13 protein-coding genes and 2 tRNA genes are annotated in these 17,066 nt (G+C 60.5%); 7 read left to right on the top strand and 8 right to left on the bottom strand.

Features of this window, described 5'->3' with window-relative positions; all coding sequences use genetic code 11:
* The first annotated feature begins 120 nt into the window (after positions 1-120).
* The 4 genes from HMPREF2996_RS04740 (at position 121) to HMPREF2996_RS04725 (ending at position 4,572) form a co-directional block, all read left to right on the top strand.
* Complete coding sequence (locus HMPREF2996_RS04740; RefSeq protein ID WP_070730340.1) at positions 121-1,140, top strand: 3-isopropylmalate dehydrogenase; 1,020 nt, start codon at positions 121-123, stop codon at positions 1,138-1,140.
* A gap of 17 nt (positions 1,141-1,157) precedes the next feature.
* Positions 1,158-3,026, top strand: coding sequence for a DUF294 nucleotidyltransferase-like domain-containing protein (locus HMPREF2996_RS04735; protein WP_070730339.1), 1,869 nt, complete (start codon positions 1,158-1,160; stop codon positions 3,024-3,026).
* Positions 3,027-3,644 carry an exonuclease domain-containing protein gene (locus HMPREF2996_RS04730; protein ID WP_070447617.1) on the top strand — a complete coding sequence of 206 codons (618 nt, stop codon included), beginning with the start codon at positions 3,027-3,029 and terminating at the stop codon, positions 3,642-3,644.
* 118 nt (positions 3,645-3,762) lie between these two features.
* A complete protein-coding gene (locus tag HMPREF2996_RS04725) occupies positions 3,763-4,572 on the top strand; it encodes a fumarylacetoacetate hydrolase family protein (protein ID WP_210384600.1) in 810 nt (269 codons plus the stop codon).
* An 8-nt stretch (positions 4,573-4,580) separates the two neighbouring features.
* On the opposite strand, the gene HMPREF2996_RS04720 is transcribed toward HMPREF2996_RS04725, so the two are convergent.
* The 8 genes from HMPREF2996_RS04720 to HMPREF2996_RS04685 form a co-directional block, all read right to left on the bottom strand.
* Positions 4,581-5,684 carry an isochorismate synthase gene (locus HMPREF2996_RS04720; RefSeq protein ID WP_070730337.1) on the bottom strand — a complete coding sequence of 368 codons (1,104 nt, stop codon included), beginning with the start codon at positions 5,682-5,684 and terminating at the stop codon, positions 4,581-4,583.
* A gap of 80 nt (positions 5,685-5,764) precedes the next feature.
* Complete coding sequence (locus HMPREF2996_RS04715; protein ID WP_070643344.1) at positions 5,765-7,108, bottom strand: choice-of-anchor M domain-containing protein; 1,344 nt, start codon at positions 7,106-7,108, stop codon at positions 5,765-5,767.
* Positions 7,105-8,001, bottom strand: a complete 897-nt coding sequence (locus tag HMPREF2996_RS04710; RefSeq protein ID WP_070643347.1) for an anchored repeat-type ABC transporter permease subunit — start codon at positions 7,999-8,001, stop codon at positions 7,105-7,107. The genes HMPREF2996_RS04715 and HMPREF2996_RS04710 overlap by 4 nt, the downstream gene beginning before the upstream one ends.
* Positions 7,998-8,726 carry an anchored repeat-type ABC transporter ATP-binding subunit gene (locus HMPREF2996_RS04705; protein ID WP_070730336.1) on the bottom strand — a complete coding sequence of 243 codons (729 nt, stop codon included), beginning with the start codon at positions 8,724-8,726 and terminating at the stop codon, positions 7,998-8,000. The genes HMPREF2996_RS04710 and HMPREF2996_RS04705 overlap by 4 nt, the downstream gene beginning before the upstream one ends.
* Positions 8,719-9,618 carry a choice-of-anchor M domain-containing protein gene (locus tag HMPREF2996_RS04700; protein ID WP_083313785.1) on the bottom strand — a complete coding sequence of 300 codons (900 nt, stop codon included), beginning with the start codon at positions 9,616-9,618 and terminating at the stop codon, positions 8,719-8,721. Before HMPREF2996_RS04700 ends, HMPREF2996_RS04705 begins: the two co-directional genes overlap by 8 nt.
* Entirely contained in the window at positions 9,611-11,110 is a 1,500-nt protein-coding gene (locus tag HMPREF2996_RS04695; RefSeq protein WP_070730334.1) for an anchored repeat ABC transporter, substrate-binding protein, read from the bottom strand. The genes HMPREF2996_RS04700 and HMPREF2996_RS04695 overlap by 8 nt, the downstream gene beginning before the upstream one ends.
* On the bottom strand, positions 11,110-12,228 hold the full coding sequence (locus HMPREF2996_RS04690) for a choice-of-anchor M domain-containing protein (protein WP_070643357.1): 1,119 nt from the start codon (positions 12,226-12,228) through the stop codon (positions 11,110-11,112). The genes HMPREF2996_RS04695 and HMPREF2996_RS04690 overlap by 1 nt, the downstream gene beginning before the upstream one ends.
* A 15-nt stretch (positions 12,229-12,243) precedes the next feature.
* Positions 12,244-14,613: a choice-of-anchor M domain-containing protein gene (locus tag HMPREF2996_RS04685; protein ID WP_070730332.1), complete on the bottom strand. Its 2,370-nt coding sequence runs from the start codon at positions 14,611-14,613 to the stop codon at positions 12,244-12,246.
* A gap of 162 nt (positions 14,614-14,775) precedes the next feature.
* On the opposite strand from HMPREF2996_RS04685, the gene gltX reads away from it, so the two are divergent.
* The 3 genes from gltX (at position 14,776) to HMPREF2996_RS04670 (ending at position 16,652) form a co-directional block, all read left to right on the top strand.
* Entirely contained in the window at positions 14,776-16,275 is a 1,500-nt protein-coding gene (gene gltX / locus HMPREF2996_RS04680; protein ID WP_083313784.1) for a glutamate--tRNA ligase, read from the top strand.
* A gap of 173 nt (positions 16,276-16,448) precedes the next feature.
* Positions 16,449-16,520, top strand: a tRNA-Gln gene (locus tag HMPREF2996_RS04675).
* Between the two features lie 56 nt (positions 16,521-16,576).
* Positions 16,577-16,652, top strand: a tRNA-Glu gene (locus HMPREF2996_RS04670).
* Positions 16,653-17,066 lie beyond the last annotated feature (414 nt).

Raw genomic sequence — 17,066 nt, 5'->3', positions numbered from 1 at the left:
TTTTCGCAACAGCCCCCGTGAAGGATCCACCGTGGTTCTTCACGGGGGTTTCTCCGTCGCCGAAGTGTGGAGAGTGGTACGCTCACATGTATCCAATATGTGAGAAAGGAATCCCACAAAATGAAACTAGCAGTGATTGGTGGCGACGGCATTGGTCCTGAGGTAACCGCGGAGGCATTGAAGGTCCTGCGCGCGGTTCGCCAGGATATCGAGGTCACTGACTATGACCTCGGTGCTAGGCGCTACCTGCGCAACGGGGAGCTGCTTACCGACGCCGACCTGGCATCCCTGCGCGAGCACGACGCCATCCTGCTCGGTGCGATTGGCGCACCCGGTGAGGTTCCGCCTGGTGTCTTGGAGCGCGGCCTGCTGCTGAAGATGCGTTTCGCCCTCGACCATCACGTTAACCTGCGCCCCTCCAAGCTGTACCCAACGTCCACCTCGCCGCTGGCGAACCCGGGTGATATTGATTTCGTCGTCGTGCGCGAAGGCACCGAAGGTCTGTACTGCGGTAACGGCGGCACGCTGCGCGAGGGAACCGAACACGAGGTGGCCTCAGAGGTTTCGCAGAACACGCGCTTCGGCGTTGAACGCGTGGTGCGTGATGCCTTCCAGCGCGCAATGGGCCGCCGCAAGCACGTGACTTTGGTGCACAAGACCAATGTCCTAGTTAATGCCGGCGGACTCTGGCAGCGTACGGTGGACGAGGTGGCGCAGGAATTCCCTGAGGTTAGCGTGGACTACAACCACATCGATGCCGCAACCATCTACATGGTCACCGACCCTGCGCGCTATGACGTCATCGTTACTGACAACCTCTTTGGTGACATCCTGACTGACTTGGCGGGCGCGGTCACCGGAGGTATCGGCTTGGCCGCCTCCGGAAATATTGATGCCTCCGGGGCTAATCCCTCCATGTTTGAGCCGGTCCACGGTTCTGCACCGGACATTGCGGGCAAGGGGATTGCGGATCCCACCGCGGCGATCTTGTCCGCGGCGATGCTGCTGCGCCACCTCGGAGACGAGGACAACGCCGTGCGCATCGAAGAGGCCGTGGCGGCCAATGTTTCCGCCCGCGGAGGAGCACAGGCGCATACCCCTGAAATTGGTGATCGAATCGCCGCCGCGCTCAGTGCCTAGCGCTGTATGGTTGGCGCATGAGCGTCGAAATAGACGAGGTCACTAGCTTCCTCGCCCAGCATGAGCCTTTCTCCCGTCTGCCGGAGGAAGAGCTCACCGCCCTGTCCTCACAGCTGAGCATGATCTACCTGCGCCGCGGGGATATTCCCATAAAGATGGGGGAAGAGAATGCTCATCTCCACATCATCCGCACCGGTGCGATTGATGTGGTGGGAGAGGAAGGCGTGTTACTGGACCGCCGCGAATCTGGCCTTACCTTTGGCTACTCCACACTGCAGGGAGAGCCGGTCTCTGCCTATGAGATGGTCGCGGTGGAAGACAGCCTTGTCTTCACCCTCCCGCAGGAGGCCTTTAGCCAACTCGCGGAGCGCAACCTTGACATCGCGCGTTTCTTTTCAGCGCAGTCCCGCCAGATCCGAGCAGCAGCGCGGGAGCTCACCGAATCCGCACCAACAGACGTGCTCCGCACGCCGCTGAGGGAGCTCATTCGGACTGACGTGTTGACGACGCCAGCCGCAACTACCATCCGCGAAGCTGCTCTGCTGATGACAGAGCATGGCGTTTCTTCGTTACTCGTCGTGAAAGCGGGCCCGGAGTCAGACAAGCGTCTCACCGGAATCCTTACCGACCGCGATTTGCGAACCCGGGTGCTCGCCGCCCAGCGCGACCCTGCCGAGCCGGTAGGGGAGATCATGACGCCGCAGCCCCTCACAGTATCGGCAGATGCCCCGGCCATGGAGGCCCTGCTGCACATGGCCGAGCGCCGAATCCACCATTTGCCGGTGGTCAAAGAAGGCACCCTGCAGGGGATAGTGACACAGTCGGACGTTACCCGGCTGCTGCACAATGATCCGGTCTACCTCGCTGCGGATCTTTCACGGCGCTCCAGTGTTGCAGAGCTGAATGGTGCCTTCAATGAGGCCACGCGCCTAGCCGGGCGCTTCGTGGAACGCGGCTCCACACCGGCGGAAGCCTCGAGCCTGGTCACGCTTGCCGCCGATGCTATGGCACGACGCTTGTGCACGCTGGCGGAGGAGGAGCTCGGTCCTCCGCCTGTGGAGTATGCCTTCGTGGCCGTGGGCTCGCAGGGAAGGCGAGAGATGGCGCTGGCCTCGGACCAGGATAATGCGCTTGTCCTCGCGGATGATTTCGATGCCGCTGCGCATGGGGAGTATTTTGCGCGGCTTAGTTCCTTTGTGTGCCAGGGCTTAGCCGACGCCGGGCAGATCTTGTGTCCTGGGGACATGATGGCCATGACCAATCAGTGGCGGATGACGCGCTCCCAATGGATCGATACCTTCCGTCGGTGGATTCGAGACCCTCAACCGGAGGCGCTGCTCAACGCGCAAATCTTCTTCGACTTCCGGGTTCTCTATGGAAGCGAGGCGCTGGGCCGGGAAGTTCACACTGCGGCCGTGGAAATGGGACAAGGGGCAACGCGCTTGCACGCCCACCTAGCTAGCTTGGCCGCGCGCCGTGAGCCACCGCTGACCTTCTTCCGGGGGCTTGTGGTGGAGCGCGATGGCGACTACGAAAACACCCTCAATATCAAAAAGGGCGGAACAGCGGGCATCGTGCAGATGGCCCGTCTCTTCGCCCTGGCCTCCGGTTCCACCGTGGTGGACACGCGCCAACGGCTCAGGGAAGCAGCGGGTAGTACGGTGAGCCGACAGGGCGCACAGGAGCTTCTCGACGCCTTCGACTACCTGCGTTCCCTGTCCTTCCAGCATCAAGCCCGCCAGCTGCGGGAGGGCCAGCAGCCGGATTATCACATCGACCCCAAGGGCCTCGGCCGCATGGAGCGAGAGCACCTGCGCGATGCTTTCCGTGCCATCAAGTCGATGCAGAATGCGTTGGCCACGAAGTATCCGGTGAGGAATATCTAGATGTGGAGCCCCTGGAGACGGCGTGCGGATTGGGGCGCGCCAGGACGAGGCACCCCGCTCGATGAACTAGATTTGCTTGCCGTAGACATGGAGACCACGAGCCTAGACCCGCGAAAAGGAAAGATTGTCTCCATTGGCTGGGTGCCGGTTAACGGGGGAGTCATCGACTTATCTGGTGCCGGCTATACCGTGGTTCGCGGCGCGCAGGTGGCCGAGGATGCACATGTCCACCTGCTGACGCAGGAGGTCATTGATGCCGGCGAGGAGCTAAGTATCGCGGTGACGCAATTGCGCCAAGCTCTGCAGGGACGCGCACTACTCGCGCATTTCGCGGCCTTGGAGGTGGGGTTTATTGAAGCTGCCTCCCGTGAGGTCTTTGGGGAGCGCCCGCGACTGAGCGTGGTTGATACCTTTGCGCTCGAGCGGCGCCACATGGAGCGCATGGGAACCTACCCGCGCGGAGAAGATTTGCGCCTGCCCCGCGTGCGCGCGCGTTATGGTCTACCGCGTTATGGAAGCCACAATGCGCTCAGTGATGCCTTGGCCTGTGCTGAGTTATACCTTGCGCAGCGGGGACACACACGGGCGGTGACCTTAGGGGACGTCGCCCAGCGCTAGGCCTGTGCGAAGGTGCTCGCCGCGGAACTTGATGCCAGTAGAAGCATTGCAATCTTTGCAACCTTTACTCAAGACCCCTGATCGCGAGTTAAAAATCCTTGCGAGTAGTATGGCCGTTATGCGTTTAGGACGAATTGCTCACACCGAAGGTATCTGTTTCGCCATCATTGATGGCCCCGCCGACGCCCCGCTTGACCAGCTGGTGGCGAAGGAAATTTCCGGCACACCGTTTACCCCACCGGAGCCGACTGGCCGTGAGTGGCCGCTGAGTGAAGTACGCCTGCTGGCGCCGACCCTGCCCACCAAGGTCGTAGCTCTGGGCCGCAACTACGCCGACCACGTGGCGGAAGTCTTCAAGGAATCCGCGGAGCACCTGCCGCCGACGATCTTTATCAAGCCCTCCACCTCGGTCATCGGCCCCGGTGCACCCATCAAGATTCCGGAGTTCGCTACCAACGTTGAGTTCGAGGGCGAGCTCGCCGTGGTGATTTCCAAGGTGTCAAAGAATATTGATCCAGAGAAGTGGCGCGATCACGTCGTCGGCTACACGATCTGTAACGATGTTTCTTCGCGTGACCTGCAGTTCCAGGATGGCCAGTGGGCACGTGCGAAGGGCATCGATACCTTCTGCCCGCTGGGCCCGTGGATTGAGACGGACTTGGACTGCATCAATCTCGATAATCAGAAGATTAACGCCTACCTCACTCACGAGGGCAAGCGAGAGCAGAAGCAGGATTCCAATACGGATCAGATGATTGTGAAGATGGGTGACATCATCGCTGAGATCTCGCAGTCCTACACGCTGCTGCCGGGTGATGTCATCACGACGGGTTCCCCGGCTGGCACGGCGCCGATGGTGCCGGGCGATACCATCGAAGTTGAGATCCCCGGCGTGGGTAGCCTGAAGAACCCGATCGAGCGAGCCTAAAAGCTGCTTTAGAGGTTGAGCGCGCGCAAAATGGTGCGCAGCTTAGCCGTGGTTTCCTGAAGCTCGGCCGTCGGGTCGGAATCCACGACGATTCCTCCGCCAGCCCACGCGCGGGCGGAGAGGCCATCGCCGGCCACCTCGGCGCAGCGGATGGCTACCATGTATTCGCCGTCGCCGGAATCATCGCACCAGCCGACCGCGCCGGCGTAGAAGCCGCGGTCGGTTTCAGCGGTTTCGATAAGCGCTTGTGCGGCCTCAGTGGGGGTGCCACAAATAGCAGGGGTGGGGTAGACCAGCTCGGCCAACTCGAGGGCAGTAATGCTCGAATCCTTAAGGGTTCCCGCGATCGGCGTTCCCAGATGCCACATCTCATTGGTGGAGGTCAGCTGCGGAGACGTGGGGGCATCGAGGGTCTCGCACAGAGGCTGCAGAATCCGGCGGATATGGTCCACCACGAAGGCGTGTTCGCGCAGGTCCTTTGCTGAGTTGTGGAGGTCTTGGCCCGCTTTGATATCGCGTGCCTTATCAGCCTGGCGGGGTGCGGAGCCGGCTAGGGGGAAAGCTGTAACCGTTGATCCCTGCTTCTTGACCAGCACTTCTGGGGAGGATCCGACGAACATTGCGCCAGGGCGTCCAGCCGGAGTGAGGTCGGCGATAAAGCCATCGCGGTGGGAAGATAAATCAATGAGTCGCGCGGCGACGAGGAGCGGATCCACAGGGGCATTGAACTCGATGTCGACGGCGCGTGCAAGCACCACCTTATCCAGTTTGGAGGCCTCGATCGTGGCAATGGCCGCCTCGATGCGGCGCAGGTGCTCCTCCGGCTCTGGGTCAAACCCAGTCACGCGCGCGTTGAACGTACCGCTGCGGTAATAGGCGTGTGGTTCGAGTGGCCCGTCCTCGCGGATGATGCTGCGCGGCACGGTCAGTGCCACTGGGTCACCCTTGTGGAAGGGCAGCGCGCCGACAACCATGGGTGCCGTGCCGGCACGCAGAGCAGCTACGGCAGCGTCAACATCGCTGAAGGTGGCCACTGATCCTTGGGTACGCACAGACCCCGTCGCGCGGGACAGGAGGAAGTCAGGGGCGGTAGAGGGTCTGTTTTCACACATAAGGAATAACTCTAGTTGTTTGCTGCGCTAGTGCCGAAACCAGATCCCCCTCCTTACAGGCTGTGCGCATGGCGGTAGTGCTAGTCGCGCTTGCGCGGGCGGAAGAATTGCACGGCGATGAAAAGCCCAATTCCTAGCAGCAGGGCCAGCGAACCCATGCCCGCCAGAAAGCCCGCCCAGAAGCCCACCATCGGGGCTCCATAGCTCGTAGCCTGGATGTTTCCGCCGTCAGCATACTGTTCTGGCGCGTCAGATGCCGGGCGTTGTGCCGCTGCTTCTTTCCTGGCATTCCTTTCGCGGTTGGACGCGGCGCTGCGCGTCGAGTCCTTGGCGTCGGCGGACGATGTGCTGCGCGAGGACCCACGCTGTGCCGAATCTCTCGGTTCTTGTGCAGTGTGGGCTGTAGCGTTGGGGGCCGGGTTGCGGCCTTGCGCAGTCGCAGAGCTGGGAGCGCTTGGCTCTTTCGACCCTGTTTCTTTCTGTGGTTTCGTGTCCTTCCGCGCGCTGGCCCGTGTGGAGCGCTCTGAGTTCTTTTCCTCCTTCGCATTCTTCGCATCGGAGGGTTTCCCGCCGTTGAAGAAGGTATCGGCCTCTTTGAAGGTCTTGTCCATCGTCTTATCTAACTGCGCAATGGACTTGGAAGTGTCATTAATGTCCTTGGCCAGCTGCTGAGGGCGGTTTTTCGGGCTTCCCGAGCCACCGCTGCCACCTTCGCCCGAGCCCCACTCCAGCTGGCAAAGCTCAGAGGTGTCCGCGCCACCTACCAAGAAAGGCACATCAATAGAGTGCTCGGAGCCATCGTTGAGGGTGAAGGTAAAAGTGGCAGCATAGGCGCCCGGCTCGCTAAAGATGATCCCGGTGTGACTGTGGAAATGATCAGGATAGTCCCACGTGATATCCGGGTTCTCGGAGTCAAAAAGCACGGTCGGGTCAGCACCCACGGAGTTCTGGAAGCCCACCATACGTCCGCCTTCCGGGCCGCTGTGTAGCGTTAAGGATAAAGTGGCATCGGCCGCAGTGGCCTCGTCGAGGTAGCTGGTGTTGAACCCCACCCAGGGGATATTCGGATCTTGGGTTTGGGGGATTTGCCAACCACTCGATGGAATATCGCTGCCCGCTGATTCATCGAAAGCGGCGTTGCTGCCTACTTCTACGTAGAACTCCCCAGAGGCATAGTCCTCACCGGATTCATCATCGCGGGCTATAAAGGACAGGTCCCCGGAGTCACCGACCAAAGCGAGGTCTTGGTGTCCGCGGCTGAAGGCGTGGAGGGAGTCAGCATCACAGGAAGTGTCGCTCGCTTGCTCGGCCGCGAGGGCGGGCGGTGCAGCGTGAACGAGCATCGGGGAGCTCAGCGCTAGAGCAGCGGTTGCGGTCAAGGCGAGGGGACGGTAGATCATGCGTGTCATTGGGAGAATGTTCATGCGGACAAGGTCTCCTTTGGGGTGTGTGATGTCGAGGCGGATGCGGAAGCGCGGCGGGAGTGCATGAGAGGGGAGAGCACCCATGCCACGAGGAAACAGGCGGTAAGGAGTAGAACGATGGTGGCACCGGCGGGAAGGTCAATGGCCCATGCCAGGTAGATTCCGAAGAAGCTACCCAAGGAGCCGATCGCCGCGGCTGCGAACATCATCGAGCCCAGCGAGTCACAGAGCAGGCGGGCGGTCGCGGCTGGGGTGATAAGCAGCGCGAGGACGAGGACGTTGCCGATGGTGCCTACGGAGATAACCACTGCGCCCGTAACACAGAGGTAGAGCACGATGTCCAGAGCAAAGACAGGAAGACCCATTGCGCGGGCGGTTTCCTTGTCCAAGCAGGTGGCGGTGAGCTGGGGGCCAAGGAGAAGAACCGTGGCCACGATGAGCACCGTGACGGTGAACGCGGTGTAGAGGTCCGCGCGGGAGACACCCGTGAGCGAGCCAAAGAGAAAGCTGGTGAGCGAGGCTGTATAGCCGTCTACTCGGGAGATGATCACCATGCCGAGGGCGAAGGCGGCGGCAAAGAAGATTCCGATGACGGAATCCTCGCGCACGGTGCGCCGCTGGGAGAAGCATGCGATGAGCACCGCGACGGTGCAGCCCGCCACGGCGCCGCCCAGCAAGACTGAGCCTTGGAGCACGAAGGCAATGGCCAGCCCCGGGAAGACCGCGTGGGAAACAGCATCACCGATGAAAGACATGCCGCGCAGCACGACATAGCATCCCACCACGCCGCACACGATGGCAGCGAGGATAGAAATTCCCACCGCACGCGCCAGGAAGTCCAAGTGTGGGTTGGTGAGATCCTGGAAGAACTCGATGAGTGAAATGTCGATCATGCTGCCACCCCAATCGCAGAAAGCAATGGAGAAGAAGCTGAGACCCCGAACGTGTCGCTCCAGGGCTGCGAGGTCATGCGCAGTGTTTCCGCTGGACCATCCGCGATGATTCCCCGGTTAAACAGCACGAGCCGCGAGCAGGAATGCGCGGCCTCCGAGAGGTTGTGCGTGGACATGACAACGCTGGTGCCATCGGCGGTGAGTTTGTCAAAGAGAAGTAGGAGCTCTTCAGTGTTGGGGGCGTCGAGGCCGGTAAATGGTTCGTCGAGAAGCAGTACCTCAGGCTCGCAGGCTAAGGCCCGGGCGATGAGTACACGCTGACGTTGGCCACCGGACAACTGCGCGATGGGGCGTCGTGCGAATTCCTCCAAGTTGGTGAGCTCGATGGCCCGGCGGGCGGCCTGTTTATCAGCACGTCCCGGACGACGGAACCAACCCACAAGTCCGGTGCGTCCGCTCAGCACAGCGTTGGACACGCTGATGGGGAAGTCCCATTCCACGTCGTGGCGCTGCGGGACATACCCCAGCGAGGTGCCCACGTCGATGGTCCCAGTGAAGGGGACGAGACCCAAGATGGCGCGCATCAGCGTGGTTTTGCCCGCGCCGTTGGGGCCGAGGAGCCCGATGAACTCGCCGGGGTGAACGGACAGGTTAGCGGCGTCGATGACCCTGCGGCCGGAGAGCGAAACGGACAGGTCCTTGACTGCAATGAGGGGGCTAGTCACGCTGGCCGCCCTTCGCACGCACGACGGCGATAATGGCACCGATAAGAACGAGGACGCCCACGCCGGCCAGTGCCCAGATCCATACCGGCACGGATGCCGAGGCAGAGCTTGGATCGGTAGAGGATTCAGCGTTCGGATCCCATTCTGTTGCCTGAGCTTGTGCGACATCCGTTTCATCACCTACAGCAAAGGTCAACGTAGCCTCGGCGGCTACCTCGCTGCCGGCGCTTTCGCCCGCGCCTTCGCCGCTCATGCGGACCCGCACCTGGTGGATGCCGGGCTCAGTGAACACCCAATTGGCGTGGGTATGCGTGCCCAAGTCGACCCAGAAGCCTTCTGAGTTCCCGGTGGCGGTGGACCATAGCAACTGTGGTTCCTCGAAGCCGCCGTTCTGCAAGAAGAGGGAGAATTCACCTGGTCCTTGGTGCCCGAGGAACTCCATAGTGACTCCTCTCTCAACGTTCGCTTCTAGAGAGGGGGCCTGGGTATTCCAACCTAGCCACGGCACATCAGCCTGCTCCGTTTGTGGAACGACCCAAACCTGCGAACCGGGCTCGGCGCCGACGAAGGAGAAAGCCTTGTCCTCAGGCAGGGTTAGCAGGGCGTTGTCGCCCACCTGGAAGACCATATCGTCGGGTTGACGCCACACGGGTGTTTCGGCCGAATCGTCACGGGCGAGGAACTCTGCGTGGCCTTCATTAAGCAGCAGGCCTAGGTCGACGTGGCCGTGATCGATGGCGGCAGCAGTTCCTGGTGCCGCCACCTCTTCGTCGGAGCTGACAACTTGAGCCAGATCCCCGGCCCAGGCGGCGGAGGGCGCGAAGGCCAGCGCTGCGGCGCTCAGTGCTGCCGCAAGCGGCATAGTGAAAGTTCGGATGGTGCGATTAGACATGAGATTCCTTTGTTGTGCTGCCAAGGCAGCGGTTGAGTGAGTGTGCATTGAAACGCATTAGATCGAGATACGTCGGTACGGCGTCATCGAGGGTGTCACCGTAAATGGGGCACACCGCCACCCCGAGGGAATCGGCGGCCTCCCTAATGACGTCTGCACTGGCTTGTTGGGTCGGTTCCACGAACACCGCGGGAAGCTGGAGGTTTTCCAAGGTGCGGCGCAGCGCGATGACATCGCGCGGCGAGGGCTCGATGGCCGGGTTGGGGCTAACGAAACCCGCGATATCAATGCCGTAGCCTTGCTCCAGGTAGGCGTATCCGTGGTGGGGTGTGACGAGGTGGCGGTTGTGCTCAGGAATGGCAGAGATGAGCTGACGAACCTCTGCATCGACGGCTCGCAGTTGTGCGATGTAGTCCTGTGCGCGAGCACGGTAGTCCGTGCCGTGCGAGGGATCCGTTTGCGCAAGTTGCTCAGCGATAACCTCGGTAAAGCTGATGACATTGGCGGCGTTATGCCACAGATGTGGGTCTACTTCGCCGTGAATGTGCTTGCCCAAGACAGCTTGGGGCAGGAGATAGGTCTCATCCCCGGGCCGGCCCAAGAAACGGTAGGAGGGATCCGGCGGTATCTGTTGGAGAGCGGAATTCGGGATGCTGAGCACCGTGGTGTTCGGATCAAAACGCTCGCCTTGATCCTCCAAGTCGAGTTTTCTTGTAGCCATGTCCGCGGTGATATCGACGTGACCTGCATCGAGCGCGTGCATCCCCTCAGGTGCGCTTACGCCCACCGCCACTGTGAACTCCTGTGGCGAACTATCTGTTGCACCGAAGCTCAGCCGGTAAATTCCGGGCTTGTTGAAAGCCCAGGAGACGTGCGTGTGAGCATTAGCCGGCAGCGTCGTGGAATCGTTGTGCTGGTCAATCCCTTCAGCGCTGTTAAAGAGCGGCTCAGGTGTACCGAATGTAGAGACTACGTAGGCCGCGACATCGCCGGGGCCTTCCACATCGAGCAGACGCATGTCGACGCTCGTGGTACCTGGGGCTGCGTTGCGCACACGCAATCCCAGCCATACCGCATCGAGGGTAACGTTTTCTACCAAGGGGACGAGCTTCGCGCCGTGGGTGGATGCTTGGTCCGCCACTTCAGTGACGGGCACATCCGATGACTCCCGCAAGGACTTCAGCAGGCTTTGCGGCTCGAGGAGAAAACCATTGGACAGCAATACGTCGGCGTTAGCGATATCGCGCACCGAGCGCAGGCTCGGCTCAAAGGTATGTGGATCCTTTCCCGCAGGAATCAGCGTGGTCACTGTGGCATCCTCACCTGCTACGTGCTTGGCGACGTCCCCCAGTATCGGCGTCGTCGCCACCACCTTCACCTTCCCATCGTCTCCGCTGGCGGAGCTCGCGCAGCCACTCACCATGGACGCGCCGAGAAAGATGGCGGAAAGAAGCGCGGTGTACTGCGTCCGAGTGCGAACCTTCAGTGGCATTAGTCGCGGCCCTTCATGAGCGCGAGGCGCGCCAGCGCCAGGCCCAGCACAAGCATGCCCAGGCCGAGGATTCCGATGCCCCACGGCAGCAGGTTTTGCCCGCTGTCGTAGTAGCCGGCCGCAGCGACGGTGTCCACATTCTCCCCGTCCGCGGCTTCGGCGGATCGGCGAGAAGGCTTGCGCTCTTTCCTTTCTCCGCGCTCTTTACGCTCCTTGCTGCTTGCCTGTTGCTTCGCGTTCCTGGTTCCGCCTGCGGATGCCGCACGGCGGGTACCGCCTCCAGCGTTTCCACCTCCCGGGCGTGTTCCGGAGGAAGAGGATGCCGGTTGCTTAGGGGAGGCGTCGCTCAGCTCTGCCTCGTGGTTGTCTTCGGTACCGTCATCCCCATGATCGGTGCTGGTTTCCCCGTCCCCGGACTCCTGGGGTGCTGAGTCACCATCACCGACATCCCAGGTATAGGTGACCTGATTACTCGTATCGCCGTTGGATTCCGCTTGGACAGTCATGGTGTAGATACCAGGTTCACTAAAAGCCCAGTTAACGTGGCGATGCGCCGGGTACGCCTGGTTGATGACGTCACCAGAAACGAGATCGAGCTCACCGGCATCGGTGACCGGTTGGATATCGCCGAAGCCAGCCGTTTCGAAGATAAAGACGTCACCAGGCCCAGTGACCTCGACGAATTCGAAGTTAACGTCTTTGTAGCCAGCAGATTGTGCCGCTTGGGTATCCCAACCCGGCCAGAGCAGCGAGCTGTCTTGGGTTTGGGGGAGGTAATACGTGGGTATACCAATGCCGTCGATGCGCTCGGTCGCCTCGCTCCATGCTTCTTCTGCGACTTTGAGGATGACATCGTTGCCGGGCCGGAGAACACCACTGCCGGTGACATCCTCCTTCATCGACAAGGTCAGTTGACCGCCCGGCGCGGAGACATAAAAGGCATCGACATGTCCGGAATCGATGAGCTCGCTGTCGGCGCGGGCTGGCGCAGGATAGCCAAGGACGGCCACAAGCATCGCCACGGCAACGGTGAACGTGAACACGGCGGCGCTGGTTTTCTGCAGTGCACTGCTCTGGCGCAAGTTCAAGCGCTGAGCAGCGGGTGGTGTGGAGTGCAATCCAGTGTGTCCTTTCTAGCGGGGAAGAAGGCCATTGAACCGCGCCGCAATCTGGTCACGGTGATCGTTGTAGAAGTTGAGGAAGCCTTGGAAGATGATGGCCAAGACAACTGGGAGTACCAGGCCCCACAGGCCCTCGAGTTTGGGCAGAGAGGATGTCTTGTCTTTCTGGCCACCAGGCTGGTTATCGTCTGGCTTCTTATCGCCTGGTTTATCTCCGGGTTTCTTGCCACCAGGCTTCGGGGTGTCTTCGCCTTCGTTTCCGTCCTTCGAGTTCGCACAGTCTTTGATTGCGGCATCGCCCGCTGCGACGGTGAGCGTTTGGGGAGCAGAGGAGATGTCCTTGCCCTCTGTGGTGGTGGCCGAATAGGTGACCTCAAGCTTGTACATGCCTGGCTTGGTAAACGCCCAATTGGTGTGGGTGTGCGAAGCAAAAGTGGTCTCGATGGAGTAGTCACCCTCGGCGGAATTGATCAGCGGGGTGAAAACCTTGCCCAAGCCTTCGGCAGTGAAAAGGCCTACCTGCGCACCCTCTGGCATCTCCACGGGCTTGATGTTGAGCGTGACTTTGCCGTCTTTATAGTCCTTGTAGTTGAGGGCCTGGGTGTTATAGCCCGGCCAGATGATGCTCTGCTCCTGGGTCTGTGGGAGGAGGAAGAACTTTTCCTTGCCTAGGTAATCGAAGTCCTTGCCCTTAAGTGCGGCGGGGCGGGAGCGCAGGGCGTTGTCGTGCACCGCGAGGACCACGTCATCGAGCGGACGCTCGACGGCCTTCTTGTCCACGAGGGCCGTTTCATCCTTCAAGCGGGTGAGGAACTCATCACCCTCACGGGTGACCGCAATGTCGACGTGGCCGCGGTCAAGTACCACCTTGTCAGCACAGGTACCAGTGTGTTCTCCTGCGTCCGGTTTCGGGCTGTTATCCGGGGCTGGCGCAGGAGCCTGAGCCCCAGCGCCGAGTTTGCCCGCTCCCTCGTACTTTTGCCCGAAGGCGAAATTGTCGGTCAGTGTGATGCTGCCGGACTCTTGCGTGATGCTCGGGTGCGGAAGAATATCGAGGCGTACGGTATTGCCGTTGAAGTTTGCATCGGCGGCGACGACAAATTCCGCGCGGCCGCGGGTGATCGTGCCGTCGAAATCGATGTCGGGAAGCGAACTTCCCTTGCTAAAGAAGCCGCCGTGCACGTAGCCTTCCAGGTTCTTATCGGCTGCCTCCAGGATGATGCGGGTGGCGTCTTCGCCCTCCGGAACAGCGCGTGCGGACAGCCCCGTGTCAGATAGCGAAACCTCTTCTCCGGAGAAGAGCTGGCGGGGGTTAGTGGTTTCGGTCCAGGAGTCCGCAGACGTCTTCGAGGTGGTGGAAAGCTCTGCGTTTGCAGAGTAGGCGAGCTCCTCGCTCACCCAGCGCGGGCTGCCGTCCTCCGGGGTGTACACAGCTTGGATTGTTGAAGCCTCGGGTCCTAAGAATTCATCGAAGTGTGCCTTGCCATCTTTCACGGCTAGATCGGTGAGGAAGTAGCCGTCGATCAGCAGTGTCAGAGTGCCGTCGCTGCCGCCAGCGAAATCGATGGAGGAAAGGCGCTCATCCCCATCCTTGTCCCCGGATTTCTTGGGCGTGATGCTCAGGCGGTAGTCCTTCTGGCTGGCATCGCCGGAGGAGGCCTGGTCAAAGCGCTCTTTGAGGGAAGGCGTTTTTTCATCAACGGGCCGCTGTCCGCCGACTTGGATCGACGTGGTCGTGGGCTGGGAGGTAATCAATGAACCATCCTTGCCCCGCGCGCTCGTTTGATAGGTGAGCTCATAGCGTCCAGGTTTAGAAAATACGGTGTAGTTGTGGGTATGCGTGCCGCTGGTCAGCCATGCGGAATGTGGAGCGCCCTCGGTGGTTCCAAAGAAACGCTGCAGTCCGCCGGGTCCGGGGTAGTAGCCAAACATCTCGACATCGCCGGGTCCGTCAACGCTTAAGAGGTCCAGGGAAGCAATGTTGTCGCGGAAGTCGTCAACAGGCAGCTCTGTGTCGGCGCCGAAGCCCATCCACACCGGGTCCAGGCTGCCTTGGACACTGGCAGGCGCCATGTAATACGTTTCACCCGGCTTTCCCACAAAAGCGAGCGCAGGGTCCTGAGGCACGGTGAACTGGTATTGGTTGGTGCCGTTCTGGTTCCAGCCTTTGCCTACCCAGGTGACGGTATCGGCTAGGTCGTGGTTGGACTGTGCAGAATGGCTCTTGAGGTTGAGAGCATTGCCCTCCCAGAAAGCCTTGGGAGAATCAATATGTGTCTGAGTGGCTACGTGTTTGCCGTCGTCGGGACCAGCGACGGCGGTAGCGGGGGAGAAGAGAAGCGTGGCGCAGGTTAAAAGCGCCACATAGCGAGTTCGAGCCACAGTCTGGGACCTTTCTTCAGTTCTTTGGCGAGAATTTCACTATAGGTAATGGAATTCAGTCCCGTTAAGCTTGCGCAGAAAGCCCAGTTCACGCTTAGTGGAAACGGGGTTCAATTACCCCCAAGTGGGGCGGCCAGTGCAGTGGGGAGGCGCTGAACTACGATGGGGGACATGACTAAACCGACATCCGACGTCCGCGTCCGTTTCTGCCCTTCGCCTACCGGCACGCCCCACGTGGGCATGGTCCGCACGGCTCTGTTCAACTGGGCCTATGCCCGTCACACTGGCGGTACGCTCATCTTCCGCATCGAGGACACCGATGCTGCCCGTGACTCTGAGGAGTCCTACCAGGCCATCATCGACTCCCTGAACTGGCTCGGGTTGGGCTGGGATGAAGGTGTTAACGTCGGTGGCCCGGATGAGCCTTACCGTCAGTCGCAGCGCATGGACATCTACGCAGATGTCCTGCAGAAGCTCAAGGATGGCGGCTATGTCTATCCGGCCTACTCCACCAACGAAGAGGTTCAGGAGCGCCATAAGGCGGCCGGCCGCGACCCGCAGCTGGGCTACGACAATTTCGACCGCGACCTCACTCAAGAGCAGATCGACGCCTTCGAGGCAGAAGGCCGCAAGCCGGTTTGGCGCCTGCGCATGCCGGACAAGGATTGGTCCTGGAATGACCTGGTGCGCGGCGAGATGACCTTCAAATCGGAGACCCAGCCGGACTATGTCGTGGCGCGCTCGAACGGTGCGCCGCTCTACACGCTGGTTAACCCGGTCGACGATGCCCTCATGGGAGTTACCCACGTCCTGCGCGGTGAAGACCTACTGTCCTCCACGCCGCGTCAGCTCGCCCTCTATGAGGCGCTCGTGGAGCTTGGTATTGCCAAGCAGACTCCCGAGTTTGGGCACCTGCCCTTCGTGATGGGTGAAGGCAATAAGAAACTGTCCAAGCGTGACCCACAGTCCAACCTGTTCAACCACCGCGACAACGGCATTATCCCGGAGGGCATGCTCAACTACCTGTCGCTTTTGGGTTGGTCCCTGTCTGCCGACCAGGACATCTTCTCCGTTGACGAGCTCATCGCCAACTTCGACGTTCACGACGTGTTGGGTAACCCAGCTCGCTTCGACCAGAAGAAGCTCGAGGCCATTAATGCCGACCACATCCGTCTGCTGGAGCCAGCAGACTTTGCGCAGCGCCTGCGCGACTACCTGACTGAGTACACCGACTTCCCGGCCGACTATCCGGAAGAGAAGTTCGCTTTCGCTGCAGATCTGGTGCAGACCCGCATCAAGACGCTGTCTGACGCCTATGGGCTCATGTCCTTCCTCACCACGCCGGATGCCGAACTGGAACTGGATGAGAAGGCAGCACGCAAGAACCTCAAGGAAGAAGCAGTGCAGCCGCTGGAGGTTTCCATCGCCAAGCTGGAGGAGCTCGGGGAGTGGAAGACGGAGGAGATTGAGAAGGTTCTCTCCGCCGCGCTTATCGACGACCTCGGCCTCAAGCCACGCAAGGCCTACGGCGCCCTGCGTGTAGCAATCTCTGGCCAGCAGGTCTCCCCGCCGCTGTTTGAGTCCATGGAGTTGCTGGGCAAGGAGTCTACTCTGGCTCGCCTTAAGGCTGCGCGTGCTCTCACGCCGTGGAGCGCTGAGTAGATCCATTTAGTAGTCTCACATGGCTGTCATTTCGGGGCGTTAGGTTTCATTCCTAACGCCCCGAAAATGCTTTCTGAACTGGCGATTTGTGTGTATTGGCAGTGCTGGATATAGTAATAAACCGTTGCAGCGAGCGGCGAGGGGTTAAAGCCTCGGCCAGTTCAAAGCAATAATGGCCTATGGTGTAATTGGCAACACAACGGTTTCTGGTACCGTCATTCTAGGTTCGAGTCCTGGTAGGCCAGCAGTGATAGCGATGTAACGTGGCACTGCACGTTACAGTACGTCGTCACAGTTCTAAGCCCCGTTCGTCTAGCGGCCTAGGACGCCGGCCTCTCACGCCGGTAACACGGGTTCAAATCCCGTACGGGGTACCATTGTGTTCTTACACATACGAGTTAGTGACTTAATAGAGGTAGCCAGGTCTTCGGGCCTGGCTTTTCTGTTTCTGGGGGTAAGTCCACTCCTGTGACCAGGTTGGCTTAAGGGACATTTCGTGTGGATTTAGGAGCGTCCGGCCCAGCCTTTTCTTATGCCTAAGCTGGGGTTCCATTCGTTGTCGATGTGCGTGTCGTATGTGGCAGGTCGCCCGTCTGGGCGGCCGCGTCGTGTGAGCTCTTCTTTCGTCCAGGCCGCGTATGCCGCTTTCCCCATCGCGTCCGAAGTCTTGATGCCTGGCTAGCTCCAGTGTATGTACAGGGGCTTTGCTGCGGACGCCGCCATGGGAATTGACCTAACCGCACCAGCAGCAGCAGTCCCCCTATCACAGACCTAGGACTATCCAGTGTTGA

The organism is Corynebacterium sp. HMSC066C02 (assembly GCF_001814945.1).
GTDB classification, from domain to species: Bacteria; Actinomycetota; Actinomycetes; order Mycobacteriales; family Mycobacteriaceae; genus Corynebacterium; species Corynebacterium aurimucosum.
Note: the sequence above shows the minus strand (reverse complement) of the source record. Positions and strands in the feature narration are given on the sequence as shown.